The following is a 24,533-nucleotide window of genomic DNA, read 5'->3' as shown; positions in this document are numbered from 1 at the left end:
CGGCATATGCCGGTGAGTCACTCAGACGCAGGGGCGGCCCTGCGTCTGTTTTCGTTTCAGACAGACCAACCCAGGGCACGGCGAACCGACCATGGCGAAACGGGATTACTACGAGATACTCGGGGTTCAGAAGAACGCTTCCGAGGCCGAGTTGAAGAAGGCCTATCGGAAGATGGCCATGAAATACCATCCGGATCGAAACCCCGGGGACGCCGAGGCAGAAAAGAATTTCAAGGACGCGAAATCCGCTTACGAGGTGCTGTCCGACCCGCAGAAGCGCGCAGCTTATGACCAGTTCGGTCATGCCGGCGTCGAAGGGATGGGCGGCATGGGTGGTGGCCCCCGGGGCGGCGGCGCCAGTTTCTCCGACATCTTCTCCGATGTGTTTGGTGACATTTTCGGAGGCGCTGGGCCTGGTGGGGCCCGAGGCCAGCGGGTCTACCGCGGCGCCGATCTGCGCTACAACATGGAACTCAGCCTGGAAGAGGCCGTGCAGGGGACAGAGCAGACTATTCGCGTGCCGTCCTGGGTCGCCTGCGAAGCCTGCGATGGCAAAGGGACCGAAGGTGCCAGCGAGCCCGAGACCTGTCCCACCTGTCATGGCCACGGCGATGTCCGCGTACAGCAGGGTTTCTTCTCCATTCAGCAGGCCTGTCCACGCTGTGGCGGCACCGGCACCATCATCACCAACCCGTGCCGCACGTGTGGTGGGGAAGGCAGGCTCAAGCACACCAAGGACCTGTCAGTGCGGATTCCCGCCGGGGTCGACACCGGAGACCGCATCCGTCTATCCGGTGAGGGTGAGCCGGGCGAGCGCGGTGGGCCGCCGGGGGATCTCTACGTGCAGGTGGTGGTGCGTGAGCACGCCATCTTCACCCGCAACGGCGAGCACCTGCATTGCCAGGTACCCATCAGCATTGTGACCGCCGCGTTGGGCGGTGAGCTTGAGGTGCCGACCCTGGAGGGTCGGGTAAGCCTGCGCATCCCCGAGGGGACGCAAAGCGGCAAGACCTTCCGCATCCGGGGCAAGGGTGTAAAGCCGGTGCGTGGTGGCCCGCAGGGTGATCTGTTGTGCCGGGTGGCGGTAGAGACACCCGTCAACCTGACGCGGGAGCAGAAGGAACTCCTCACCCGTTTTGGCGAGAGCCTGGATAAGGGCGGCACGCGGCATAATCCGGAAAGCCAGTCCTGGCTGGATAAGGCGAAGAAGTTCTTCGAGGATATGCTCTAGAGAGGCGGGTAGAAAAATGACTGTACGCATTGGAATCGTTGGCGCCGCAGGTCGCATGGGCCGTCAGCTCATCGAGGCCACGATCGCCCACCCCGAACTGGAGCTAACGGCAGCGGTAGAGCGCAGTGGCAGTAGCTTTCTGGGCGCGGATGCCGGCGAACTGGCGGGGCAGGGCCCACTTGGCATTGGGCTGACCGATGACCTTGCTGTCGCTTGTGGCAGGATCGATGTGCTGATCGATTTCACCGTTCCAGAGGCGACGGTGGCCAATGCCCGCGTGTGCCGTGAGCATGGTGTGAAGATGGTGATCGGCACCACGGGATTGACGGAGGCGCAGAGGGCCGAGATCGCATCTGCTTCCGAGCACGTTGGCGTCGTGTTTGCTGCCAACTACAGCGTCGGTGTCACCCTGTCCCTCAAGTTGATCGACATGGCTGCCCGGGTGCTGGGCGACGATTTCGATGTCGAGGTTGTCGAGGCTCACCATCGTCACAAGATTGATGCACCCTCCGGCACGGCCTTGCGTATGGGTGAAGTGCTTGCCGCCGCCCTGGGCCGCAATCTCGACGAGTGTGCCGTCTACGGACGGGAAGGACGCACCGGAGAGCGTGACGTGAAGACCATTGGCTTCGAGACCATTCGTGGTGGGGATGTCGTGGGTGATCACACGGTGATGTTCCTCGGGCAGGGGGAACGCCTGGAGGTTACGCACAAGGCCAGCAACCGCATGACCTTTGCCAGGGGCGCGGTGCGCAGTGCCGCCTGGATCGCCGGACAATCGCAAGCCGGGCTGTTCGACATGGAGGACGTACTCGGATTAGGCTAAGCGCTAATGCGGTTTCCTCTCTTTCCATCCCTGCGCACTGGAGGCAGTCAACGCTGTGAGCGTTGCGGGCTGCGTTTCCCTACCAGCAAGGAACAGTGCAACCATTGCAGTAAGCTCAGCGATACCGAGGTCGAGTCCCTGCGTCGTCGTGTCGAACGCGAGCATGCCGGGCACGCCGAACTCGGGCGGGTGTTCCTGATTCTCGCGGCGGTAGTGATGGCGCTCGTCATGCTGCTGGTCCTGCGCTGAGATGCCGTTTATCGAGTTGAAGGTGCTGCTGGTGGCGGCTCTGCTGGGGCTTGGCTTTTATTACCGTCGCCGTCGTCTACCCCTGCTTGTGGAACCCACCCACCGCCGCGCTCGCGGCATCCTTGGCGTCGCCGGCACACTGCTGCTGGCACTGGGTTGGCTCATCATCCGTGGGCTGCTGGTGAGCCATGGCCATCTGCTGGCCAGCCTGAGTACCGCCTTCGTGGCGTTTTTCGGCGTTCCGGTGCTGCTGATGCTGGGGCTATCCATGATCGTGGTGGCGATCTGGTTCTCGTTTGATTCCGTGATCAGCTACCTGGATTTCGTGACTGGTGAGCCGAAACGTGGCGATGATTAGCCAGGTGCCTCCCGCCCTGGAAAGCTAGCCTTGTTCGCGGGCTGGCGGCGGGTCTAGCTGGCGAATCAGCGTCCAGCGCAGGGAGGAGGCAATCCCGCTGTAATTGCTCAGCAGATACTCATCGAGCAGGTCAAGCTCGATATCGTGATCACCGGCGACGGGCAGCAGCGAGCCGAACATATGCGCCATCAGGTCCAGTACCTGGGTCGGTTCCACTGTTCCGGCTTCCAGCATCTCGCTGCCCCGGAGTCTGACAACGCTGCGGGAGAGTTCGCCGCCGGGGCCGCCATCCAGGCCCAGTCGATGGGTTTTCTCCATCGCCTCTTCCAGCACGGCCATGGCCTGGGAGCGTCGGTCTTCCTCCGCGTCGTTGGCCCCGGCTCGGGTGGCGATGGCATTCATGCGTGTCAGCAGCGATCCTTGACGAAACACCTCACCCCCATCACCTGTGAGGGTGTCCCCCAGCGCGTTCAGGGTCTCGGCATGGGTCTCCATGACTTCTGCTCTGAAAATGCGCAGTGTGGTGTCGTCCAGCGCAGCGTCCTCTTCCATGTCCTGGAGCCGGGTTGCCTGCCCGAGTAGCCCAACCAGGCCACGCAGGATGATCCGATCACGCTCTGGGCAACCGGCGCCGCTCAGGCAGAGTCGCCCATCCCGCAGGTCTGCCAGGTTTGCTCGGTAGTATTCCAGGACACCGGCGAGGTCGTCATGGCTGCCGGGGTAGGGGGGCAGTTGCTCCATGCTGGTGTCGGGACTGGTGAATACCGTGGTCAGATCATTGAATAGCCGCTCTGCGAGCAGCATGGCGTGCACATCCCCCTGGGGTGTGTAGCCAAGTTGCGGGTCCGGCTCTTCCCGGTCCACCGGGCGCGCCCAGAGGAACAGCAAGATTGCCAGCACAAGGCCGACAACCGCAATCCACCGCCACTTGAGGGGGCTAACGCCCTTTCCGTATTCCACGGTGCCGGAGTCTCGCACATGGGTTGGTCGGGAGAAAGGTGTCGCCGGACGGCGAAGTGATCGCCGACATGAGCTGCGGCATCAATGAACGTCCGAGCTCCTTGATGGTCCCTTGAACGTGCATCTTCTTAAGGAAGCGCCACAGCTACTGGTATGATATGCGCCTTATCTTTCCCCGTGTTTCACTAGGGTTGCCTCCGAAACCATGACCATGACCGCGCGAATCCGCGAAATCCCCTACAACTACACGTCGTTTTCCGACCGTGAAATCGTCCTCCGTTACCTGGGAGAGCAGGCCTGGGAAACGCTGAATACGCTGCGCGAGGAGCGGCGCACCGGGATTTCGGCGCGGATGCTGTTCGAGGTACTCGGTGATCTCTGGGTGGTTCGTCGCAATCCCTATATTCAGGATGACCTGCTCGGGAACGAGAAGCGGCGCAAGGCGCTGATCGAGGCGATGGATCATCGTCTCGACCAGATCGTCGCCCGCGCCGAGGGTAACGAGCAGGCGCTGGCCCTGGCCGAGCAGGCCCGCAAGGCGATACGGGAGTTCGAGAACTGGTTTCCGAAGACGCTGGCGCGGCGCGATCAGGCGACCAGGGCCTTTACCCGGCATACCCGCAAGGACAACATCCGTTTCGATGGTCTTTCCCGGGTCTCTCACCAGACCGACGCCACCGACTGGCGCGTTGAGGTGCCCTTCGTGGTGCTCACGCCGGATACCGAGGAAGAGATGGCCAGCCTGGTGAAGACCGCGATCGAACTCGGACTGGTGGTCATCCCCCGAGGCGGTGGTACTGGCTACACCGGCGGCGCCGTCCCACTGCATGAGGACTGCGCCGTGATCAACACGGAGAAGCTCGAGGGGCTTGGCAAGGTCGAGCTGCGCGAGCTGCCCGGCGTAGAGGGTAAGGTCCCCACCGTGCGCGCCGAAGCGGGCGTCGTTACCCGACGGGTGTCGGATATTGCGGCCATGAACGGTTACGTGTTCGCTGTGGACCCCACCAGCCAGGATGCCTCCACCATCGGCGGCAACGTGGCCATGAATGCCGGCGGCAAGAAAGCGGTGCTCTGGGGTACGGCGCTGGACAACCTGGCCTCCTGGCGCATGGTGACGCCGGATGCCGAGTGGCTGGACGTGGAGCGTCTGGATCACAACCTGGGCAAGATTCACGATCAGGAGACCGTGCGCTTTCGCGTTACCCGCTATCTGGCGGACGGCAAGACGGTGAAGCGTGAGCCCGAGGTGCTGAGCTTTCCCGGAGCGAGTTTCCGCAAGGTGGGCCTGGGCAAGGATGTCACTGACAAGTTTCTCGGTGGTGTGCCGGGGGTGCAGAAAGAGGGCTGTGATGGCCTGATTACCTCTGCCACCTTCGTCCTCCACGTCATGCCCCGACACATGCGTACCGTGTGCCTGGAGTTCTACGGGCTGGACCTGCAACAGGCCGTGCCCGCCATCGTCGAGATTGTCGACGATCTGCAGGCCGACACCCGGGTGAAGCTGTCCGGGCTTGAGCACCTGGATGAGCGCTACGTGCGGGCCGTGGGCTACAGCCCCAAGGGTGAGCGCGGCGAGCGGCCGAAGATGGTGTTGATTGCCGATCTGGCGTCGGACGACGAGGCCGCCTGCCAGGATGCCGCCGAACGCACCGTGCGCATGGCCGAGAAGCGCAATGCCGACGGCTTTATCGCCATCAGTCCGGAAGCGCGCAAGACCTTCTGGGCCGATCGTTCCCGCACCGCCGCCATCGCCGCCCATACCAACGCCTTCAAGATCAACGAAGACGTGGTGATTCCGCTCAACAAGCTCGCTGAATACAGCGATGGTATCGAGCGCATCAACATCCACCAGTCCCTGAGCAACAAGCTTCGCCTGGTGAGGTCGCTGAGGGATCACTTCCTGGGCACCCTGCCGGAGCTGAAGGCAGCCCGCCCGGATTATCTCGACCGCGAAGATCTTGAAGCGTCGGAAGAAGGCGGCACCATACTCGGGCGCAAGCAGCGCCGTGCCGTGCAACACCTGGACGCTGTCGCGGCACGCTGGCAGGGCATTCTCGAGAACCTCGAGGGCGACGCCGTCGAGTTCGACAGTTTCCTCGACGAGCCGGCCCGGGCAGACCGCAGGGCCGGTGATCGCCTAATCAGCCTGCTGCTGCGGCGTAGCCTGCGCATTTCCTACCGGGCAGAGGTTGAGCGTCAGCTCAAGGAGATTTTCGAAGGCCGTGACCTGGAGCCGGTTCGCGACCGTATCGATGCCATCCACAAGGAGGTGCTGAGCAGCCGGCTGTTCGTCGCCCTGCACATGCACGCGGGTGACGGCAACGTGCACACCAACATCCCGGTCAACTCCAATGACTACGAAATGATGCACGAGGCCGAGCGCATCGTGGATCAGGTCATGGCGCTGGCCCGCAAGCTCAATGGCGTGATCTCCGGTGAGCACGGTATTGGCATCACCAAGATGCAGTATCTGGATCAGGAGACTGTGGATACCTTCCTTGCCTACAAGAACCAGGTCGACCCCAAGGGCTGGTTCAACCGGGGCAAGCTGGTCAAGGGTTCCGGCCTGGCCAATGCCTACACGCCGTCATTGCGACTGGTGCAGCAGGAAGCGCTGATTCTCGAGAACAGCGAACTTGGCGAGTTGAACCAGGACATCAAGGACTGCCTGCGTTGCGGCAAGTGCAAGCCGGTGTGCACCACCCATGTGCCGAGGGCCAATCTGCATTACTCGCCGCGCAACAAGATCCTCGCCACCAACCTGATGATCGAGGCGTTTCTCTACGAGGAGCAGACACGGCGCGGGATCTCCCTGCATCATTGGGAGGAAATGAACGATGTGGCGGACCACTGCACGGTATGCCACCGTTGCGTCACACCGTGCCCGGTGAACATCGACTTCGGCGATGTCACCATCAAGATGCGGGGCATCCTCAAGGCGCAGGGCAAGCGCAAGTCACGGCCCGCGACCATGGCATCCATGGCGTTCCTCAACACCACCGACCCGCGCACCATCAAGTTGATGCGCAAGGGCATGATCGAGTGGGGCTTTGGTGCCCAGCGGCTGGCATCCAATGTGGCCCGCAAGCTGAAGATCGTGCCCACCAGGGAGAAACCTGACGCCAAACCCGCCAAACGGCCGGCCAATACCACCGATCGTTCGTCGATTCCGGCCCAGGTGGTGCACTTTGTACGCAAGCCCATGCCCGGCAAGCTGCCAAGCAAGACGGCCCGGGCAATGCTGGACATCGAGGACTCCACCCAGGTACCCATCCTGCGCAATCCGGACAAGGTCACCGAGGACAGCGATGCGGTGTTCTATTTTCCGGGTTGTGGCTCCGAGCGGCTGTTCAGTCAGATTGGCTTGGCCACCATGGCCATGCTGTATGACGCCGGTGCCCAGACGGTGCTGCCGCCGGGGTACCTGTGTTGCGGTTACCCCCAGACGTCCAATGGCGACATCGAGAAGGGCCAGGCCATCAGCACGGAAAACCGGGTGTTGTTCCATCGCGTGGCCAATACACTGAATTACATGGATATCCGCACGGTGATTGTTTCCTGCGGGACCTGCATGGATCAATTGCTGAAGTACGAGTTCGAGCGGATCTTCCCGGGCTGCCGCCTGCTCGACATTCATGAGTACCTGATGGAAAAGGGCTACAAGCTCGAGGGTGTGGATGGCGTGCAGTACATGTACCACGAGCCCTGCCACACGCCGATGAAGACCCACAACTCCACCCAGGTGGCGAGCACGTTGATGGGCAAGGATGTCCCCCTCAACGATCGCTGCTGCGGCGAGGCTGGAACATTCGCCGTCAGCAGGCCGGATATTGCAACGCAGGTGCGCTTCCGCAAGGAGGAGGAGATCAATAAAGGCGTGAAAGAGCTCACCGGCAATCGCCTGGCGGAGCCCGGCAAGGTGAAGATGCTCACTTCATGCCCGGCATGCCTGCAGGGTTTGAGCCGCTACCAGGATGATACCGGCGTCGAAGCCGACTACATCGTCATCGAGCTGGCCAATCACCTCCTGGGGGAGGGCTGGCAGGAGCGATTCATCGACGATGCCCGCGGCCGCGGTGTCGAGAAGGTGCTGCTGTAGATCGGCGAGGGCGGTGCGTTACGCGCTTCGCGCTAACACACCCTACGGGTTGGATCGGGGAACCGCGGTCCGGCACGCCGCTCATGGACACGCCGTAAACCCATCCCTGGGGGCATCACTACCGCCGTTGTGGTGCGTTACGGCCTTCGGCCTAACACACCCTACGTTTGGCCGTGCCCGCTGTAGGGTGTGTTAGCGCGCAGCGCGTAACGCACCGCAACCGTCGCCTGGCCATGCCCGCGCCTCAACCCTGCATGCGTTCCGCCACCAACCAGTCATCCAGCAGATCAGCAGGAAGCAGCGTCATCGGATGTCGCCCGGTGATCTGCTTCTTGACCTGATGCAGGGCGTCCGACTGCGACTCGGCTTCCACATCGAATTGCTCGTTGGCCAGTGGCCCCAGGGATGCCCTGGCATCTTCGAGAGCCGAGGCCCTGATACTGCAGCGCCAGTGAGTCATGACTCAGTGCTCCTCGTGGACAAGTCCTGTCTTTATTGTAGGCTGTTCGCCGGAAGGCGGCCTCCATCAGCCACGGGCCTGAGCCACGCCGCACACAAGCAGGGAGCCGACCGTGCAACTCGATCCAGTCATGCTGTTTTTTCTGCTGGGCCTGGGCGCAGGGCTCATGCGGGCCCAGATGCGGCTGCCCCAGGCGGTCTATGAACTGCTGACCGTTATCCTGTTGCTGTCCATCGGACTCAAGGGCGGTGTCGAGCTGGCCGAAGTGGATTTGCTGCAGGTGCTACCCCGATTGCTGGGGGTGGCCTTCATGGGCGTCGTGCTCGGGTTACTCGCCTTCGGGCTGCTGCGGCTCTCCCGCGGGCTGCCCCGTGCGGATGCAGCTTCCATCGCCGCACACTATGGCTCGGTCAGCGTGGGGACCTACGCTGTTGCCGTGGCCTTTCTGAATACCGTGGGGGTTGACTACGAGGCCTATGCGCCGGCTTTCGTGGTGGTGCTTGAAGTGCCCGCGATTCTGCTTGGCATCATTCTGATTCGTGGTCTGCGACCGGCGGCCGGGTGGTCGTCGGTGATGCACGAGGTCTTCCTGGGTAAAGGCGTGGTGCTGTTGCTCGGTGGCCTGTTGATCGGCGTGCTGGCCGGGCCGGAGCGCCTGGCCCCCATGGAGCCGCTGTTCTTCGATGCCTTCAAGGGCATACTCGCTCTGTTTCTGCTGGAGATGGGGCTGGTGGCGGCAAGTCAGGCGGGCGCTATCCGGCGTCATGGGCTGTTCCTGCTGGGTTTTGCCTTGCTGTTTCCGCTGCTGGGTGCGACGGTCGGCGGCTTGTTCGCCTGGATGCTAGGCCTGAGTCTTGGCGGCGCCTTGCTGCTGGCCGTACTCGGTGCCAGCGCGTCCTACATCGCAGCGCCAGCCGCCATGCGCCTGTCGGTGCCGGAGGCAAACCCCGGGCTGTCGCTGACCGCGTCGCTGGCGGTGACCTTTCCCTTCAATGTGATCGTGGGTGTGCCTCTTTACTATGGCGTGCTCACGCTGGTTTATCCGCTGGCTGGAGGGGTGTGATGAAGCGCATGATGCTGACTGTGATCACCGAGCAGGCCCTGGAGCGGCAGCTTGTCGCCTGCGTGCGCGATGCCGGAGCCAGGGGTTACACGATTACCGAGGCCCGGGGCGAGGGCAAGCGGGGCCTGCGATCTGCGGATTTCGAGCAGGGCGGCAACATACGGCTGGAAGTGATCTGCGAGGAACCGGTGGCCCGGTCGATCTCCCGGGTACTCCACGACAGGTACTTCACCGACTTTGCCATGGTGCTCTTCCTGCAGGAGGTGGAAGTCCTGCGGCCGGACAAGTTCTAGTCGTCTTGGTTGCCCTGGCGTCGCTTGGTGGAAAGCGTCGCTGCTGCGGTGAGCGGATCTTCCGGCCACGGGTGCTTGGGATAACGCCCGCGCATGTCCTTGCGCACCTCCGGGTAGGCCTGCCGCCAGAAGCTTGCGAGATCCGCCGTCACCGCCAGCGGCCTGCCTGCCGGTGACAGCAGGTGGCAGACCACGGCGACGCGTCCATCGGCGATACGGGGTGTTTCGGTCATGCCGAACAGGGCCTGCAGCTTCACTGCCATTACCGGGGCGTCGCCCTGGGTGTAGTCCAGCGTTACCTTGTTGCCGGCGGGAACCCCGAGCCGCTCCGGCGCGAGCCGCGCCAGCTGCCCCTGCAGCCCATGGGGCAAACGACTGTAGAGCGCCTGTTCCAGATCGATGCTGCGCAGATCCGCCCAACGGGTTGCGGAAATCAGGTACGGGCCCAGCCATTCCTCCAGACCCTGCAGCAGGCCGGCATCGGCAACGGATGGCCATTGTTCCGGCCAGAGCCGGTGCATCAGCGCGAGCCGGGCCCGGACTTGCTGCGCGTGCGGAGTCCAGGGCAGGGCTTCCAGCCCCTGTTGGCGAATCCGGGCCAGCAGTCCGGACCGCAGCGCCTCGGGGTCAGCCGCCGCTTCCACTGTCTCGTCCACCAGCAGCTTGCCGAGGTGCTGCTGGTTGCGGCAGACCACCATGCCACGGGATTCATCCCAATCGACGACGCTGCTGGTCCGGGTCCCATCGGCCAGCACGTCTGCCAGATCGGTACCGTCGAGTACCGCGGCAAGATAAATGCGGGCTTCCGTGGCACTGCCGTCCAGGTCTGCTGCGACCAGCCATTCCTGCCGACCCAGCGGGTCGCCGTCGGCCAGAACTGCACCACGGCCATTGCTGAGTTGATAGCGGGCCTGCCCGCCGGGGCGCCGGCGGGCAATACGGTCGGGATAGGCCAGGGCAAGCAATCGGCCGAGACCCACCGGTGTGGTATCCCGGTTTTTGTGCCCGGCACCAGCCAGATCGCGATAGACTCTCAGGACCTGCTGGAAGCGCGGTTCATGGGATTTGCCCTTGGTAATGGCCTCGCGCAGCGCGCGGACACGGTGCTCGAGATCCGCCCCAGCTCCGCGGCCCAGCATGTCACGTTCACTGAGCACTGCGGCGAGTTCCGCTGTGAGTCTTGGGGCACCAAGGCTTCTGCCATGCAACAGCAGGTGGGCCAGTCGGGGATGCAGCGGCAGTTCGTGCATGGCCTCGCCATGTCGGGTGATCGAGCCGTCGTCTTCCACCGCGCCCAGCAAGCGCAACAGGTCCTGCGCCTGCTGCCAATGAGCGGCCGGGGGTGCGTCCAGCCAGCGCAACCCATCGCGGCTGCGAACGCCCCATTTGGCGAGTTCCAGTACCAGGGCTGCGAGGTCGGCATTCTGGATTTCCGGTGCCGAGTCCGGCGGCAGGCGCTGATGGCTGCTCTGGTCCCAGAGGCGGTAGACCGTGCCGGGTTCCTGTCTCCCGGCACGCCCCTTGCGCTGATCCGCGGAGGCTCTGGAGACCGATGTCGTGACCAGGCGGCTCATGCCGCTATTGGCATCGAAACGGGGTCGTCGTTGCAGGCCGGCATCGACGACCACGCGGATGCCGTCGATGGTCAGGCTTGTTTCGGCAATATCCGTCGCCAGCACAACCTTGCGGACGCCGGCTGGCGGAGCCGCAATCGCCTGATCCTGGCTGTGGGGGTCCAGCTGGCCGTGCAGCGGCGTCAGCCGAACTTCAGGCGGCAGGCTCCCTTGCAGGGCACCCATGACGCGCCGAATTTCCCCTGTGCCCGGCAGGAAGACCAGGATCGATCCCGATTCCTCGGCCAGCGCCTGGTGAATCGCTCTGACGGTGGCATCAACCAAAGGCCTGTTGCCGATGGGGAGATAGCGTTCGGCAACCGGGTAGGCGCGGCCCTCGCAGACCACCACCGGCGGGTCTCCGAGCAAGGGCGCGAGCCGCTCGGCGTTGATCGTGGCCGACATGATCAGGAGCCGGAGATCGGGGCGAAGCACCTGCTGCGATTCAAGGGCCAGGGCAAGGCCGAGGTCGGCCTGCAGGGTCCGCTCGTGGAACTCGTCAAACAGGATCGCCGCGTAGCCGTTGAACTCCGGGTCATGCTGGAGCATGCGCGTCAGCACGCCCTCGGTGACCACCTCGATCCGCGTTCTTTCGGACACCCTGGTATCGAAGCGTGTCCGGTAGCCAACGGTTCTGCCGGTGTCCTCGTCAAGCTGCGCCGCCATATGGCGGGCGGCCGCCCTGGCGGCAATACGACGGGGCTCAAGCATGAGAATCCGTTGCCCGGCGCACCAGGGCGCGTCCAGGAGTGCCAGCGGAACGACGGTGGTCTTGCCGGCGCCGGGTGGTGCCTGCAGAACCGCAGTCGACGACGCTTCCAGAACATGCAGCAAGCGCGGGAGAATGGCGTGAATCGGGAGCATGGCATCAGCCTACACAGGCGAACGACGAAGGGAACCCTTTCCGTGCCAGTTGCGTTATACCAGTCATGAGTCAGGTCGTTCAGCTGTGGAGACGGCTGCGGGCGGGCGCTGCATTCGAGCAGTGCGTGCGCCCGCACGTCCCGCGTCTGTACAACCTGGCATGGCGGCTGACCCGCTCGGCGGCGGATGCCGAAGATCTGGTCCAGGAGGCGTTGACCCGGGCCTACACCAGGCGCGAGCAGCTGCTGACCATGGAGTCCCCCGGTGCCTGGCTTGCGCGGGTCGTCCATAACGCCTGGGTGGATCGCTGGCGCCGCCAGGGTGTGCTGCGCGATGCCCAGTCCCTGGACGATGACTCCGAGGATCGGCAGCCGGCGATATCGGACGCGACGGTGCTGGACGCGGTGGAAGCCGCCGGCTTGATGCGCGCCGTGATGCGGCTGCCGGAACATCATCAACTGGTGATCCTCCTGCATGATGCCGCCGGGTACACCCTGGAGGAGGTCGCCGAAGCGGTGGGCACGCCGGTGGGCACGGCCAAGTCCCGCTTGCATCGCGCCAGGCAGAGTCTCCGCGCAATGTTTGCCGATGGAACCGTTTCGTCCTCTGTCGCGTTATCTGAGGACAGGAGGCATGAACATGAAATGCCATGATGTACAAGAGGTGCTGGCCGTACGGCAGCGCTTCAGCGTTTTCCGGCAGGCGGCTGAAGTAAAGGATCACCTGGGGGGGTGCGCCGCCTGTCGGGCTTTTCTCGCGGATGTCGAGCGTGTTCAGCGCGTTCTTCAGGATGATGACTGCCCGCAGATGCCGGTGGATCTGCCGCAGCGGCTGCTGACGCACCGTCGCCGGACACTCTTGCCGGCAGTGGCTGTTGCCGCGTCCCTGGTGTTGGGTGTCGCCCTGGTGCTTGGTGTTACTCAGCCCTGGATCGGCACGGAAAGCGAGCCACCGGCGCTGGTGTACGGCGGTGACTGGCGAGCAGAAACCGTCACCCTGTCCTTGCAGTCGGAGCGCGACCTCCGGGACGTGTCCATTCGTCTCGAGTTACCGCCACAGGTTGAGGTGGATGGTCACCCCGGGCGGCGTACGCTGGAGTGGACGGATGACCTTCTCGCCGGGCCGAACAAACTGCGAGTCCCGCTGGTGGTGATGGGCGATGCCCAGGGCGAGTTGGTGGCGACACTGAGTCATGAGGGTCGCAGCCGCAACCTGCGCGTGCCGATTGAGAAGGTGACCGGCCATGAATGAACAACGGGAGTGTTTTGTGATTCGACGTCGTATGCTTCCCTCTATGCTGTTGGTCTTGTGCCTGCTCGCACTGTCGGGCAAGGCCGTGGCCGACGATCTTGATGTCACCATGGAGGTTATCGGGGAGGATGCGACCGAGGAACGGATTGTCCGTGAACTCATCCTTCCCCGGGACTTGCCCGACGCTGCCAGTGAGCGTGGCGAGCGTGGCGAGCGTGGCACCCGCATCGCCGATGATGCCAGGGAACGCGGCCGCGCATTCGGACAGGAACGCGCCGACGAGGCCCGCCAGCGGGGCCAGGATGCCCGGCAGCGGGGTCAGGAGGCCAGGGAAGGGGCCCGTGGCCCGGCCACCGACCAGGATCGACCCTCCGGACCGCCGTCCGGCCCCCCCGGCCGCGACTAGGCGGCTCCGCCTCCAGCTTTGTCTTGTCGCGTTCTGCCTGCTGTTCAATCCCAGCCTGACGGTCGCCGCCGAGACCGCCGAAGACTATTTCCGGCAAGGTCTGGCGGAAACCCGTGAAAGCGATCTGGAATCGGCGCTGTCCGCCTTTCGCAGCGCCCAAGCCCTGGGTCTGGACACCCCACAACTGCATTACAACCTGGGCGTGGTGCTCTACCGCCTCGGTGATCTTCCTGCCGCCGAATCTGCTTTTGCCAGCGCCGCCGTCGCCGATGCCCTGCGAGGGCCCGCCCTGTATAACCTTGGTCGACTCGCCGAAGCCCGGGGCGAGCAGGAGCGGGCGCTGCAGCACTACGTCGCGGCGGCGGAGCAGGCGCGCACCAGTGAGATCAGGGCACTGGCCCGGGCCCGTGTGGATGCCCTGCAACCAGCGCCCGCGGCGTCACCCTGGCGCGGTCTGCTGGGAGCGGCCATCGGCTATGACAGCAATCCCCTGCTGGATGCCGACAACCGCGGAGGCGATGACGGCGCAGCCTATGTCGACGGTCTGCTCTGGGCCGAGGCGCGGTTGAGCGGGACCGATGGCCCCGACATTCGCGGCGATGTGCTGGTCAACCTTCGACACTATCCGGACGAGCGTGATGCCGCCCTGCAGTACGCCGATGCCGGCCTGAGCTGGCGCCTGCAGGCGGATGCCTGGACCTTGCGCCCAGGTTTGCGAGGCAGCGTGGTGCGCTTTGGCGGCGATACGGTTGAAACCGGCGGCGCCCTGGGCCTGGATGTGGAGCGCAGGCTGGACGTGGACTGGTCCGCGTTTGGCCGCGCCGAGACCGCCCGATTGCGCGGCGGCAGTGACTACCGGCAACTGGATGGCAGCCGCCACATGCTGCGTATCGGCCTGCGGGGCGGTTTCGATGACTGGCGGTTGCGGCTGCGCTATGACCTGGTGGTGGAAGACCGCGATGGCCTGAAACTGTCCGATGACGCCTTTGAATCCAGGTCACCGCTGCGCCATGGCGTGGCCATTGCCCTGGAGCGCGATCTCGCTGACCGCGTCTGGCTGGATCTGCAGGCTGGCTACCGGTACAGCCGGTACCGGGAGCGGGATCGTGGCGTTGATGGCGCAGCCGAGCGTCGGGTCGATCAACGATTGATGCTGGCAAGCGGGCTGAACGTCCGCCTGGCCGAGGCGTGGACCGGCTACCTGCAGGCACGCTGGACCGGCAACCGGTCCAGCGTGGATGACTTCGATTACGTACGCAGCGAGTTGACGCTGGGCGTGGACCGGAGCTTCTGAGAAAAGAGCACGTCCCTGTGCCCGTCAGCTATGGTCTGGAAAGGGGCTTATTCAACTCCGAAATCCTGCCGCACCCGGTCACCTGCTTCCACGGTCACGTTGTGCTGCTCCAGGAATACGATGTCGTCGTCTTCTTCCGGGTCGTCGTCCCGGGCCTGGCAGGTAAAGGCCACCGTGTAGTCACCGGCGGTGAGGAAGCCGATGGTGTAGCGGTAGCGGTAGCTTTCCATGCCCTCGTCGTCTGGCTTGTGGCGGACGTTGGCGGTGGTCACGGGGTGGTCCACCTCGTCACGCTCGACAACCTCACCTTCCTCCAGGAAGACATCGCCAAGGCTGGCATCGAAACCACGGTAGACATAGACCGCGCTGCCGCTGCCATCGGTGTCGACGTTGCAGGATTCGTCGGCGAACAGGCTCTCGGCCACTTCACCGTAGATGGTGCCGACCTTCTGGTTGTCAACGATGCGCAGGGACGGCCGCAGCATGTAGAAAGGTCTCGGGTACGGCGGAATATCCTTCCTCACCAGCGCCTTGCGAAGATCCACGTCGATGGTGAAGTTGGCGTGATCGTCCACCGGCACCACAAAGGGGCTGGAGAGCTGGACGAAGCGCTGGTTCGGGTTTCGGGAGGGCGGCTGGTTGCCCGGCACGAACAACTCGTACTCGCCGCCGTCCAGTTCAACAACGGCCGATGGCTCGACGTCGGCATCATCCAGCCCGTCACTCACCACGAATAGCCGAATCCAGTTGTACTGCCCGGCGGGCAACTCGACGTCGTTGATCAGCACGGCCGAGTTCTCGCCCTGCAGGGCCAGCAGGTCTTCCCGCACTGGCTCATCAAGATCGATACGAATGGAACTGCCATTCGCGGGCTTGAGTTCAATGGCATCGAAGGTCACGAAGACGTTGGTGACGCCGTCCACCGGCGCATCCGTGACGGCGAAGGATGCCGTGCCGGTGCCAGAGCCGCTGGAACCGCTGCTGTCGCTGCTGCCCAGGTTACAACCCGCCAGTGCCGCCGCCGCGGCGAGGGCCGCCGCTAACTTGAAACCCGAATATGTCTGCTGCCAATGCATGCCTTGAGTCTCCTGTTGTGGATCGAGCATGGGTCACATGAGGGATAACGCAGCAAGGGCGGTAACGGTTCCGGGGCTATCGTGGCGGCGTTGTCGCAAGGAAACGACGAAAGGCACGAAGGCCCTGTTTCTGCGACAATTTCGGGATGCGAAGAAAAGGGGCAACCATGCAAGACATCTCGTTCGACGACTTTCTGCGGGTGGAACTGCGGGTGGGGACCGTGCTGTCCGCCGAGGCGTTTCCCGAAGCACGCAAGCCTGCCTACATACTGAAGGTGGATTTCGGGCCCGAGATCGGGATTCGCAAGTCCAGCGCCCAGATCACGGAACTGTATGAACCGGAGGGCCTTGTTGGTCGACAGGTTGTCGGTGTCGTGAACTTCCCGGCCAAGCAGATCGGTCCACTCATGTCGGAGTGCCTGGTGACGGGCTTTCACAACGCCGATGGCGCTGTGGCGCTCTGTGTTCCCGACAAGCCCGTGCTCAACGGCACGCGATTGCTATGAAACAGTATTGTTGCCTGTAGCGCTGGGTTGTGACGGGCAACATGGAGGGTTCAGGTGTCACCCGGTATGCTGGCAGCTCAATTGACAGGGAGATCGTTCACATGCGAGGCATGTTTCCGGCCCTCATGCTCCTGGGCCTGTTTGTAATCCCGACGTCGGCGGTCACCGGCGATTCTGACTGGCAATCCGAGCCCCACTTCGGCTCCATTGACCTGGAGGCCGGGTTCTCTCCGGATCCCCATGAGGTCATTGTCCGCGCCGGCGGTACCGACGAGGTGGATAGCCGTCTCGCGCCGGACTGTGCCGGCTACGTCGACATGGCGCGTCCCGACGTGGATCTCAATTTCGAGCCGGGAAGCATGTCGCTGTTCATCTATGTGCGTAGCGAAGCGGATACCTCCCTGGTCATCTACGGGCCCGACGGCCGATGGTACTGCAACGATGATTTCATGGGTGTCGACCCCATGGTCGTATTCCATAATCCATTACCTGGTAGTTACCATATCTGGGTGGGCACCTGGGATGTTGATGCCATGGGTGCCGAGGCGACCTTGAATATCTCTGAAATCAATCCGGTGCGTTAAGGAGACACTGATTTATTGGACACCACGATACTTCTTGCGCTGGATGCGTTGGACGGGCTGGAGACCGCAGAGGTCCTGCAGTCGATCGTCGACGCAAGCGCCGACGGTGTCTGTCTGATTGAATTGGGGGTTGACGGGGAGTACCGGTATCTGGCCGCAAACCCTGCCTATCGACGCCTGTTTTTTCCAGCCGAGCAACCAGTTGCTGGTCGGCGTCTGGCGGAGTGCCTGCCGGAGCAGGTCGCGTCTGATCTGGAGTTGAATTGCAGGCAATGTCTGTCGGGTGGCAAGTCCATCAGTTTTCGCGAGTCTGTCGATCCGCCAGGTTCGGGACGGGTGCGAGAGACGACGCTACTGCCGTTCACCAATACCTCTGGGTCTGTCACTGCCATCGCTGCTGTCTGCAACCAGGTTGTGGAGGCGGCCGATCGCATCGATACCCTTGCGCAGATCGATCGCTACCTCCCGGGCTTCATTTACGAGCTTGAGCAGGGGCCTGACGGTGCATTTCGTTACACGTTCCTCAGCAGCGGTGTGCAAGCACTGCTCGGCGTGCCCCCTGCAGCGGCGATGCGTGACGCCAACCTGCTGCTTGATCGGATTCACAGGGATGATTACCCCGGGGTCATGGCGGAGACCGCTGCTCAGGCTGAGACGCTGGCGCCATGGCGCGGCGTGTTCCGCATGGTGCGGGCCAGTGATGACGCGATCGTCTGGATCGAGTGCTACGACACACCGCAACGACTCGGCGACGGCGGGATTCGCTGGGTTGGCTACGCCAACGACGTCACCCAGCGTGTCGAGTTGGAGCAGCAGATTCGCAAGCTGGCGCATTTCGATAGCCTCACCGGATTGCCTAACCGCAACCAGTTCATGGAGCGGGCTGATCAGGCACTGATCATGGCCCAGCGTGATGGCAGCAGTCTCGCCGTGCTGTATGTGGACCTGGATGGTTTCAAGGCCGTCAACGACTGCTACGGTCATGCTGTTGGCGATGAGGTCCTGCGGGTCAGTGCTGATCGCATGGGCGCCTGCCTCCGAGCGCCAGACATCCTGTGCCGCCTTGGCGGCGATGAATTCGTCATTGTCTTGCCAATGATCGCGGGTCGCGCGAATGCCGCAACCGTGGCAACGAAAGTTCTGCAGGCGGTTGCCGAGCCCATTGTTTTGCCCGATCAGGTGACACGTGTGGGAGCGAGTATCGGCGTAGCGGTCTACCCGGCTGACGGTGATGACTTGCGCGTCCTCATGGGCCAGGCTGATTTCGCCATGTATACGGCCAAGCGAAGCGGTTCCGGGCAGATCGTCTACGCAGATTCGCTCGGTGAGTCCGAACATCCATGAATAATGGTGGAGAGGAAAGATGCCCGTGGTGCCTGGGTTTCCCGGCGTACATCGCCTATCACGACACGGAGTGGGGGGTGCCCAGCTTTGATCAGCGGCACCTGTTCGAGATGCTCACGCTTGAAGGGGCACAGGCCGGCCTGTCGTGGGCCACTATCCTCCGCAAACGAGACGCTTATCGGCGACTGTTTCTCGATTTCGAGGTGGAGGCCGTGGCCCGCATGACGGACGCCGATGTGGACAGGTTGGTGCAGGACCCCGGCATCGTCAGGCATCGGGGCAAGATTGAGGCCACGATCGGTAATGCGCGTGCCTGGATGGCTTTGCGGGAGCGAGGCATCGCCCCTGAGGAGTTTCTCTGGAGCCATGTCGACCACCGCCCCCGGATCAATCGCTTCCGGACCCTGGCAGAGGTTCCGGCTTCCACACCGGAATCGGCGGCCATGAGCCGGAACCTGCGCAAGAAGGGGTTTCGTTTCGTTGGCCCCACGATCTGCTACTCGTTCATGCAGGCCGTGGGGATGGTGAACGATCATCTGCTCGGGTGCCCACGACACAGTGCGTTGGATCAGCGCCTCGCAACGTGAGGGCGGCGTTGCCGCGCCGCCCTCGGCACATGGCTTGTGCGCTCAGTCAAAGAGGTGGTCGTCCGCGCAGGGCACCTGCCACCAGTGAAATGAGTAACAGCACGATGAAGATGAAGAAGATGATCTTGGCGATTTCCGCCGCGACGCCGGCAATACCGCCGAAGCCCAGCACACCTGCGATCACCGCAACGATCAGGAACATCAGAGCCCAGGACAACATGGTCAATACCTCCTGCTGAGTGGTCAGGTCAGGTTCGGTTCGCTTGGGCGTCAATCGTCGACGGCGTCATCCACGCTATCCGCAGCATCTTCCGCCGCATCGTCAATTTGCTCGCCGGCTTCTTCCGCCGGCCCCTGATCATCACAGGCCGCCAGGCCCATGGTGCCGCTGCCCAGCAATAGCAAGAGGGCTAAGGAGAGCGCGGCAGTCTTGGTGTGCATGTGAGTCTCCCGGATATTGGTGTGCCCATACCTGTGCAGACTCTATGCCGGATTCACAACTGCCTGATTATTTGGCATTTTAGAGCGTTTTGTCGGGGTTGCGAGGTGTGCCAAAACGACACATATTCGCAGGGTGTGTCATTTTGGCATGGCGTCTGCGCGTGACGTGTTGTGAGCCCATGCGCTGATGATGTCGTGGAGGGCATCCAGGCCCTCGGTGAGTGCTGCCGGGCCGGGCTGGAGAATAATCGGTGACTTCACTTCATGTAATGCCCCGCCACGGACCGCCGCGATGCGCGCGAACCCGGGACGTGCGGCAACTTTCTCGGGACGAAACTTCTTGCCGCACCATGAACCGATGATGATGTCGGGATTTCGCTGGATCACTGCGCTACCGTCGGCAAGAATGCGATCCCGCGCCAGGCTCTTGTCCCGTAATTCGGTGAAGCAGTCCTCCCCGCCGGCGATTTCGATGAGTTCGGACACCCAGCGGATGCCGGTGATCATGGGTTCGTCCCATTCCTCGAAATAGACTCGTGGATGCTGCGGCAATCGCGCGGCTGCCGCGCGAACGGTTTCTACCTGATCGCTCAGCTTTTGCGCCAGGTCTTCCGCTGCTTTCTGGCAACCGATCATGCCGCCGAGCATCCGGATCATCCGCAGAATGCCCGCGACACTGCGCTGATTGAACAGGTGCACCTCGACGCCATGACGTACCAGGGTGGCTGCGATGTCGGCCTGCAGATCGGAGAAACCCAGCACCAGGTCTGGCTCGAGCTCCAGGATTCGGTCGATCTTCGCGCTGGTGAAGGCCGACACCCTGGGCTTTTCCCTGCGGGCACGGGGCGGTCGCACGGTGAAGCCGGAAATGCCGACGATGCGCTGTTCCTGCCCGAGCAGGTACAGCGTCTCGGTGGTTTCTTCGGTCAGGCAGACGATTCTCTGGGGATAGATCGACATGACTTCATGATACGCAAGGCGGCGCGGTGACTCGAATCCCGTCGCTGCATCCCGTACTCTTTCTCTGACAATAAATGGGATGCTGAAGCTGAAGCGGCGCGTCGGACGGAGGAGTCACTTGCAGCAATTCGGACGTTTCGACTATGTCATCGTCGGCGGCGGCACCGCCGGTTGCGTGCTGGCCAATCGCCTTTCCCGGGACTCTTCGATGTCCGTGCTGCTGCTGGAGGCCGGCGGCAAGGATAACTGGCACTGGATTCACATTCCCGTGGGTTATCTTTTCTGCATCGGGAACCCGCGCACGGACTGGTGTTATCGCACCGAGCCGGAGCCCGGCCTGAACGGCCGCTCCATTCTCTACGCCCGGGGCCGTGTACTCGGCGGCAGTTCCTCCATCAACGCCATGATCTACATGCGCGGCCAGACCCGTGACTACGACGAGTGGGCGCAAATTACTGGTGATGACGGCTGGTCCTGGAACCAGGTATTGCCGCTGTTTCGGGAAAGTGAGGATTACTGGCGGGGCGCGGACGACATGCATGGCGCTGGCGGCGAGTGGCGCGTCGAACGACAAAGGCTGCGCTGGACGTTGCTGGACCGCTTTGCCGAGGCTGCGGCGGAGGCTGGTATTGAACCCACCGATGACTTCAACCGGGGCAACAATGCCGGCAGCAGCAAGTTCGAGGTCAACCAGCGCCGTGGCCTGCGCTGGAATGCGTCCAAGGCTTTCCTGCGCCCGGCTATGGGGCGACAGAATCTGACCGTGGTCACGGGAGCGTTGATCGACCGGGTCACGCTGGATGGCCAGCGGGCCACGGGCATTGAATTCATCCTTGATGGCGAACGGCAGCGCGCCGACGCTACCCGTGAAACCATCCTCACGGCGGGTTCCATCGGCAGCCCCGCCATACTGCAGCGCTCGGGTATCGGCCCCGGCGAGCTGCTGCAGGAGCAGGGCATCGCCGTCCGGCACACCTTGCCCGGCGTCGGAGCCAACCTGCAGGACCACCTGCAACTGCGGTCCATCTTCAAGGTTCAGGGCATCACCACCTTGAATCAGATTGCCAATAGCTGGCTCGGCAAGGTGAAGATGGGGCTTGAATATGCCATCTATCGCAGCGGCCCCTTGTCCATGGCGCCCAGTCAGCTCGGGCTCTTCGCCCGCTCCGGCGATGCGGTTGAAACGCCGGACCTGGAGTATCACGTCCAGCCGCTCTCCCTCGACAAGTTTGGCGATCCGTTGCACGACTTCCCGGCGTTCACCGCCAGTGTCTGTAACCTGCGGCCAAGTTCCCGGGGCAGCGTGCGCATCGCCGATCCAGACCCGGCCAGCGCGCCGCGGATCGCACCGAACTACCTGTCGACGGAGCACGATCGCCAGGTTGCCGTGTCGTCCATCCGCCTGACCCGGCGCATTGCAGCCATGTCGGCGCTTGCCCCGTATCGCCCGGAAGAGTATTTGCCCGGAGATCAGCTTCAGACTGACGAGGAGCTGGCAAAAGCGGCGGGGGATATCGGCACCACGATCTTCCATCCGGTGGGTACCTGCCGGATGGGCCGTAGCGATGACGACAGCGCGGTGGTGGATGCGCGGCTTCGGGTCAGGGGCATCGAGGATCTGCGGGTGGTAGATGCCTCGATCATGCCCACCATCACCTCCGGAAACACCAACTCGCCAACGGTGATGATTGCCGAGCGTGGGGCCCGGATGATCATCGAGGACAGATAATCACTACTTGGGGCCGAGCAGTAACCAGGCGATCAGGCCGATAACCGGCAGGAACAGCAGGATCAGAATCCAGAGAACCTTGGCTACTGGTCCTGCCGAGCTTTGAGCGGTCTTTATGATGGCCCAGATCACGATGATCAGCCAGATGATGCCGAAAATGCCGCTGACTTCCAGGCCCATTGGTCCACTCCCGTCGGATGGCATAGACGCCCAAGACTAGTCCATGGCGGACTATTTTGCAGCGACACAGGAGAATGAGATGTCAGAGTTCAGCACCGGACCGCTACGGCAGGACGAAAGGGAGTCCTGGGGTGCCCTGTTCGATGGCTATGCAGCCTTCTACAAGTTGACCATGACCCGGGAGATTGCCGACAGGGTCTGGGGCTGGCTGCATGATCCCCACCATCCACTGGAATGCCTGGGTGTGCGCACCCGAGACGGCAGCCTGATTGGCATCGCCCATGTGCGCGCCTGCCCGCGCCCCCTGGGTGGTTGTGACGTGGGCTTTCTGGACGACATGTTTGTGGCGCCGGAACTGCGTGGATCCGGTGCCGCGGACGCGCTGTTCGATGGGCTGGAAGCCCTGGCCCGGGAGCGCGACTGGCCAGCCATCCGCTGGATAACCCAGCATTACAATGCGCGTGGCAGGGCCTTTTACGACCGCTACACCGGCGGGCCGTCGGATTTCATCATGTACCAGCGCCAGCTTGCCTGAGCGGCACACTGGCGCTGGCGCTACCAGCGTACCGTCAGACTGATGGCGCCATAGTCCTCGGAGCTCGTCTGGCCCACGAATTCGCGACTGCGCGAGGTGTAGGTCTGGCTGATGCGTATGCGCTGATTGGCAAAGGCAATGCCGACCAGAAATTCTCCGACCAGCGGTTCCCGTTCCACACTGCGGCTGCCCCGAAAAAGCGTGCCGTCGAGAAACAAATCGTACCGCTTGGCCTGGCCATCCACTCCGGCAAAAACATACCAGCCCCAACGCTTTGCCGGGCCGTAGAGGAGAGAGCCCGGGAACGCAGGCTGGATCCGTGGTGGCGAATAGTCATTTGGCATATGACGACCCATGCGCAGGGTGGCGCCGGTGCCGGCAAGCGTGAACGGCGTACCGATGGCGATTCCTGCGTGGGCGGCGAGGTCGACACCCCACCCGCCTGCGCTCTCCGCCGTCCATAATCGGTAAACTCGCTCGTAGCTCAGCATCAGCGTGGGTTCATTGGGCAGCTGTGTGTCCCAGCCCTGGGGCTTGCGGGCGTTTATAAGACGGTGGACTTCGCGTTGTACCCGCTCCCCCTGGGAGGCGGGACCCACTACCCCGACTGTGAGCAGCAGGCGCCTCAAGCTGCGGTTCCTCGTCTCTCCGATACCTGTGCTGAGAGACAGCCAACCCGCGTACGGCCGGTCCGTAAGGGGTGGATCCTGAAGGCTGATATCCTGTGGGGTGTATAGACTCTGGCCGATGGAGTAGCCGTGGGACAGCGTGGCGTCGGGGTCTACCAGGCCCGCTTCACCGCCCAGACCGTGTAGCAAGGCATGTACCCATGCGGGTGCCTCGGTAATCCAGGAGGCGCGAAAGCCGTTGGTGTACCACGAATCCTCGCCGGCGAATATGTCGTTCTCATACTCCAGCACCAGGGATCCGGGCGCCGCCTGCAAGAGCGTGGGCGACAGGGCGCAGCACAGCAGCATGAGCCAGCGTCGCATGGGCTAGAATCCTGCGCCAGGCTTGTCCAGGTAGGCCTGCTCCGCCGCCGTGCTTTCCCGGCCGAGTTCGGCATTTCGGTGGGGGAATCGGCCGAACTCCAGAATCACGTCCCGATGAGCGATGGCGTAGTCCAGAAATGACTGGAACATGGGTCTGTGTGCCGTCGGCGCGTCCTTCGCAAGCTGTTCGAACCGCCGGACCGATTCGTTCTGCATGTCCAGTGATTCCGCATGCTCCAGCGGTAGATAGAGAAACACCCGCTGGATGATGGGGAGTTCCTGATCTTCGCCAACGGCGAGGGCAGCCTGGGCCACTGTCAGCGCCTGGGGGTCCCCGGAGAAGGCGGCCGGGGTATCGCGGTAGATGTTGCGGGTGAACTGGTCCAGGGTCAGGATCAGGGCAAGGCGTCCAGTGGGTGTCTGTTGCCAATCATCCAGTTCGCCGGTGAGGGCTCGCTCGGTCTGGGTTCGGAAACGCCGCCGGATTTCTTCATCCTGCCCGGCATCCTTGGTGAACCAGAGTTTCCATTGGTCGCCGGTGGTCACGCCGTCCGCTGTCAGCGGTCCGAACCAGAAATCCACAGTTGCCTCGATTGCCGCTGCCGCCATGTTCGCTCCCTGTCACTGGCTGA

27 protein-coding genes are annotated in these 24,533 nt (G+C 63.1%); 17 read left to right on the top strand and 10 right to left on the bottom strand.

Annotated features, from left to right (window positions below; genetic code table 11):
* Positions 1-91: 91 nt before the first annotated feature.
* Genes dnaJ through J2T57_RS15585 form a run of 4 tightly spaced genes read left to right on the top strand, consistent with a single transcriptional unit; the run spans position 92 to position 2,664 of the window.
* Complete coding sequence (dnaJ, locus tag J2T57_RS15600; protein WP_253480473.1) at positions 92-1,231, top strand: molecular chaperone DnaJ; 1,140 nt, start codon at positions 92-94, stop codon at positions 1,229-1,231.
* 16 nt (positions 1,232-1,247) lie between these two features.
* On the top strand, positions 1,248-2,057 hold the full coding sequence (dapB, locus tag J2T57_RS15595; protein WP_253480470.1) for a 4-hydroxy-tetrahydrodipicolinate reductase: 810 nt from the start codon (positions 1,248-1,250) through the stop codon (positions 2,055-2,057).
* A gap of 6 nt (positions 2,058-2,063) precedes the next feature.
* Positions 2,064-2,306 (top strand): hypothetical protein, encoded by a 243-nt coding sequence (locus J2T57_RS15590; RefSeq protein WP_253480467.1) that lies wholly within the window; start codon positions 2,064-2,066, stop codon positions 2,304-2,306.
* Position 2,307: 1 nt separating this feature from the next.
* Positions 2,308-2,664, top strand: coding sequence for a hypothetical protein (locus tag J2T57_RS15585; RefSeq protein WP_253480464.1), 357 nt, complete (start codon positions 2,308-2,310; stop codon positions 2,662-2,664).
* A 24-nt stretch (positions 2,665-2,688) separates the two neighbouring features.
* Here J2T57_RS15585 and J2T57_RS15580 read toward each other — a convergent pair whose 3' ends face one another.
* Positions 2,689-3,642: a hypothetical protein gene (locus J2T57_RS15580; protein ID WP_253480461.1), complete on the bottom strand. Its 954-nt coding sequence runs from the start codon at positions 3,640-3,642 to the stop codon at positions 2,689-2,691.
* Between the two features lie 193 nt (positions 3,643-3,835).
* On the opposite strand from J2T57_RS15580, the gene J2T57_RS15575 reads away from it, so the two are divergent.
* Positions 3,836-7,723, top strand: a complete 3,888-nt coding sequence (locus J2T57_RS15575; protein ID WP_253480458.1) for a DUF3683 domain-containing protein — start codon at positions 3,836-3,838, stop codon at positions 7,721-7,723.
* Between the two features lie 244 nt (positions 7,724-7,967).
* Here J2T57_RS15575 and J2T57_RS15570 read toward each other — a convergent pair whose 3' ends face one another.
* Complete coding sequence (locus J2T57_RS15570) at positions 7,968-8,183, bottom strand: hypothetical protein (protein WP_253480454.1); 216 nt, start codon at positions 8,181-8,183, stop codon at positions 7,968-7,970.
* Between the two features lie 112 nt (positions 8,184-8,295).
* Between J2T57_RS15570 and J2T57_RS15565 the strand changes: the two genes are divergently transcribed.
* A complete protein-coding gene (locus tag J2T57_RS15565; protein WP_253480451.1) occupies positions 8,296-9,246 on the top strand; it encodes a sodium-dependent bicarbonate transport family permease in 951 nt (316 codons plus the stop codon).
* A complete protein-coding gene (locus J2T57_RS15560) occupies positions 9,246-9,539 on the top strand; it encodes a P-II family nitrogen regulator (RefSeq protein WP_253480448.1) in 294 nt (97 codons plus the stop codon). The genes J2T57_RS15565 and J2T57_RS15560 overlap by 1 nt, the downstream gene beginning before the upstream one ends.
* Here J2T57_RS15560 and hrpB read toward each other — a convergent pair.
* A complete protein-coding gene (gene hrpB, locus J2T57_RS15555; protein WP_253480445.1) occupies positions 9,536-12,016 on the bottom strand; it encodes an ATP-dependent helicase HrpB in 2,481 nt (826 codons plus the stop codon). The genes J2T57_RS15560 and hrpB overlap by 4 nt on opposite strands.
* A gap of 65 nt (positions 12,017-12,081) precedes the next feature.
* On the opposite strand from hrpB, the gene J2T57_RS15550 reads away from it, so the two are divergent.
* The 4 genes from J2T57_RS15550 to J2T57_RS15535 are packed head-to-tail and all read left to right on the top strand — an operon-like array spanning position 12,082 to position 14,967.
* On the top strand, positions 12,082-12,669 hold the full coding sequence (locus tag J2T57_RS15550; RefSeq protein WP_253480442.1) for an RNA polymerase sigma factor: 588 nt from the start codon (positions 12,082-12,084) through the stop codon (positions 12,667-12,669).
* Positions 12,656-13,267 (top strand): hypothetical protein, encoded by a 612-nt coding sequence (locus J2T57_RS15545; RefSeq protein WP_253480439.1) that lies wholly within the window; start codon positions 12,656-12,658, stop codon positions 13,265-13,267. The genes J2T57_RS15550 and J2T57_RS15545 overlap by 14 nt, the downstream gene beginning before the upstream one ends.
* Positions 13,268-13,310: 43 nt before the next feature.
* Positions 13,311-13,673 carry a hypothetical protein gene (locus J2T57_RS15540; RefSeq protein WP_253480436.1) on the top strand — a complete coding sequence of 121 codons (363 nt, stop codon included), beginning with the start codon at positions 13,311-13,313 and terminating at the stop codon, positions 13,671-13,673.
* The gene (locus J2T57_RS15535; protein WP_253480433.1) at positions 13,609-14,967 is read left to right on the top strand and encodes a tetratricopeptide repeat protein; all 1,359 of its coding nucleotides are present in this window, start codon (positions 13,609-13,611) and stop codon (positions 14,965-14,967) included. The genes J2T57_RS15540 and J2T57_RS15535 overlap by 65 nt, the downstream gene beginning before the upstream one ends.
* A gap of 47 nt (positions 14,968-15,014) precedes the next feature.
* Here J2T57_RS15535 and J2T57_RS15530 read toward each other — a convergent pair whose 3' ends face one another.
* Entirely contained in the window at positions 15,015-16,043 is a 1,029-nt protein-coding gene (locus J2T57_RS15530) for a DUF4382 domain-containing protein (protein ID WP_253480430.1), read from the bottom strand.
* 167 nt (positions 16,044-16,210) lie between these two features.
* On the opposite strand from J2T57_RS15530, the gene J2T57_RS15525 reads away from it, so the two are divergent.
* From J2T57_RS15525 to J2T57_RS15510, 4 genes are all read left to right on the top strand, one after another.
* Positions 16,211-16,549 (top strand): tRNA-binding protein, encoded by a 339-nt coding sequence (locus J2T57_RS15525; protein ID WP_253480427.1) that lies wholly within the window; start codon positions 16,211-16,213, stop codon positions 16,547-16,549.
* A gap of 101 nt (positions 16,550-16,650) precedes the next feature.
* The gene (locus J2T57_RS15520) at positions 16,651-17,133 is read left to right on the top strand and encodes a hypothetical protein (RefSeq protein WP_253480424.1); all 483 of its coding nucleotides are present in this window, start codon (positions 16,651-16,653) and stop codon (positions 17,131-17,133) included.
* A 15-nt stretch (positions 17,134-17,148) separates the two neighbouring features.
* A complete protein-coding gene (locus tag J2T57_RS15515; protein WP_253480421.1) occupies positions 17,149-18,477 on the top strand; it encodes a diguanylate cyclase domain-containing protein in 1,329 nt (442 codons plus the stop codon).
* A complete protein-coding gene (locus J2T57_RS15510) occupies positions 18,474-19,064 on the top strand; it encodes a DNA-3-methyladenine glycosylase I (RefSeq protein ID WP_253480410.1) in 591 nt (196 codons plus the stop codon). The genes J2T57_RS15515 and J2T57_RS15510 overlap by 4 nt, the downstream gene beginning before the upstream one ends.
* Before the next feature lie 46 nt (positions 19,065-19,110).
* Here the strand turns inward: J2T57_RS15510 and J2T57_RS15505 are convergent, their stop codons facing one another.
* The 3 genes from J2T57_RS15505 to J2T57_RS15495 form a co-directional block, all read right to left on the bottom strand.
* The gene (locus tag J2T57_RS15505) at positions 19,111-19,284 is read right to left on the bottom strand and encodes a DUF1328 domain-containing protein (RefSeq protein WP_253480408.1); all 174 of its coding nucleotides are present in this window, start codon (positions 19,282-19,284) and stop codon (positions 19,111-19,113) included.
* A gap of 50 nt (positions 19,285-19,334) precedes the next feature.
* Complete coding sequence (locus J2T57_RS15500) at positions 19,335-19,505, bottom strand: hypothetical protein (protein ID WP_253480599.1); 171 nt, start codon at positions 19,503-19,505, stop codon at positions 19,335-19,337.
* A 138-nt stretch (positions 19,506-19,643) separates the two neighbouring features.
* A complete protein-coding gene (locus J2T57_RS15495; RefSeq protein WP_253480406.1) occupies positions 19,644-20,465 on the bottom strand; it encodes a cobalamin-binding protein in 822 nt (273 codons plus the stop codon).
* 118 nt (positions 20,466-20,583) lie between these two features.
* Between J2T57_RS15495 and J2T57_RS15490 the strand changes: the two genes are divergently transcribed.
* Entirely contained in the window at positions 20,584-22,194 is a 1,611-nt protein-coding gene (locus tag J2T57_RS15490; RefSeq protein WP_253480403.1) for a GMC family oxidoreductase, read from the top strand.
* Positions 22,195-22,197: 3 nt separating this feature from the next.
* On the opposite strand, the gene J2T57_RS15485 is transcribed toward J2T57_RS15490, so the two are convergent.
* Positions 22,198-22,374 (bottom strand): PLDc N-terminal domain-containing protein, encoded by a 177-nt coding sequence (locus tag J2T57_RS15485; RefSeq protein WP_253480401.1) that lies wholly within the window; start codon positions 22,372-22,374, stop codon positions 22,198-22,200.
* A gap of 79 nt (positions 22,375-22,453) precedes the next feature.
* Here J2T57_RS15485 and J2T57_RS15480 point away from each other — a divergent pair, with 79 nt between their 5' ends.
* Positions 22,454-22,909, top strand: a complete 456-nt coding sequence (locus tag J2T57_RS15480) for a GNAT family N-acetyltransferase (RefSeq protein ID WP_253480399.1) — start codon at positions 22,454-22,456, stop codon at positions 22,907-22,909.
* Positions 22,910-22,929: 20 nt separating this feature from the next.
* Here the strand turns inward: J2T57_RS15480 and J2T57_RS15475 are convergent, their stop codons facing one another.
* A complete protein-coding gene (locus J2T57_RS15475) occupies positions 22,930-23,901 on the bottom strand; it encodes a lipid A deacylase LpxR family protein (RefSeq protein WP_253480396.1) in 972 nt (323 codons plus the stop codon).
* A 3-nt stretch (positions 23,902-23,904) separates the two neighbouring features.
* Complete coding sequence (locus tag J2T57_RS15470) at positions 23,905-24,510, bottom strand: DUF924 family protein (RefSeq protein ID WP_253480394.1); 606 nt, start codon at positions 24,508-24,510, stop codon at positions 23,905-23,907.
* Between the last annotated feature and the right edge of the window lie 23 nt (positions 24,511-24,533).

The sequence above is a fragment of the Natronocella acetinitrilica genome (assembly GCF_024170285.1).
Lineage (GTDB): Bacteria > Pseudomonadota > Gammaproteobacteria > Nitrococcales > Aquisalimonadaceae > Natronocella > Natronocella acetinitrilica.
The sequence above is the reverse complement of the archived record's forward strand: the minus strand, read 5'-3'. Positions and strand labels throughout refer to the sequence as shown.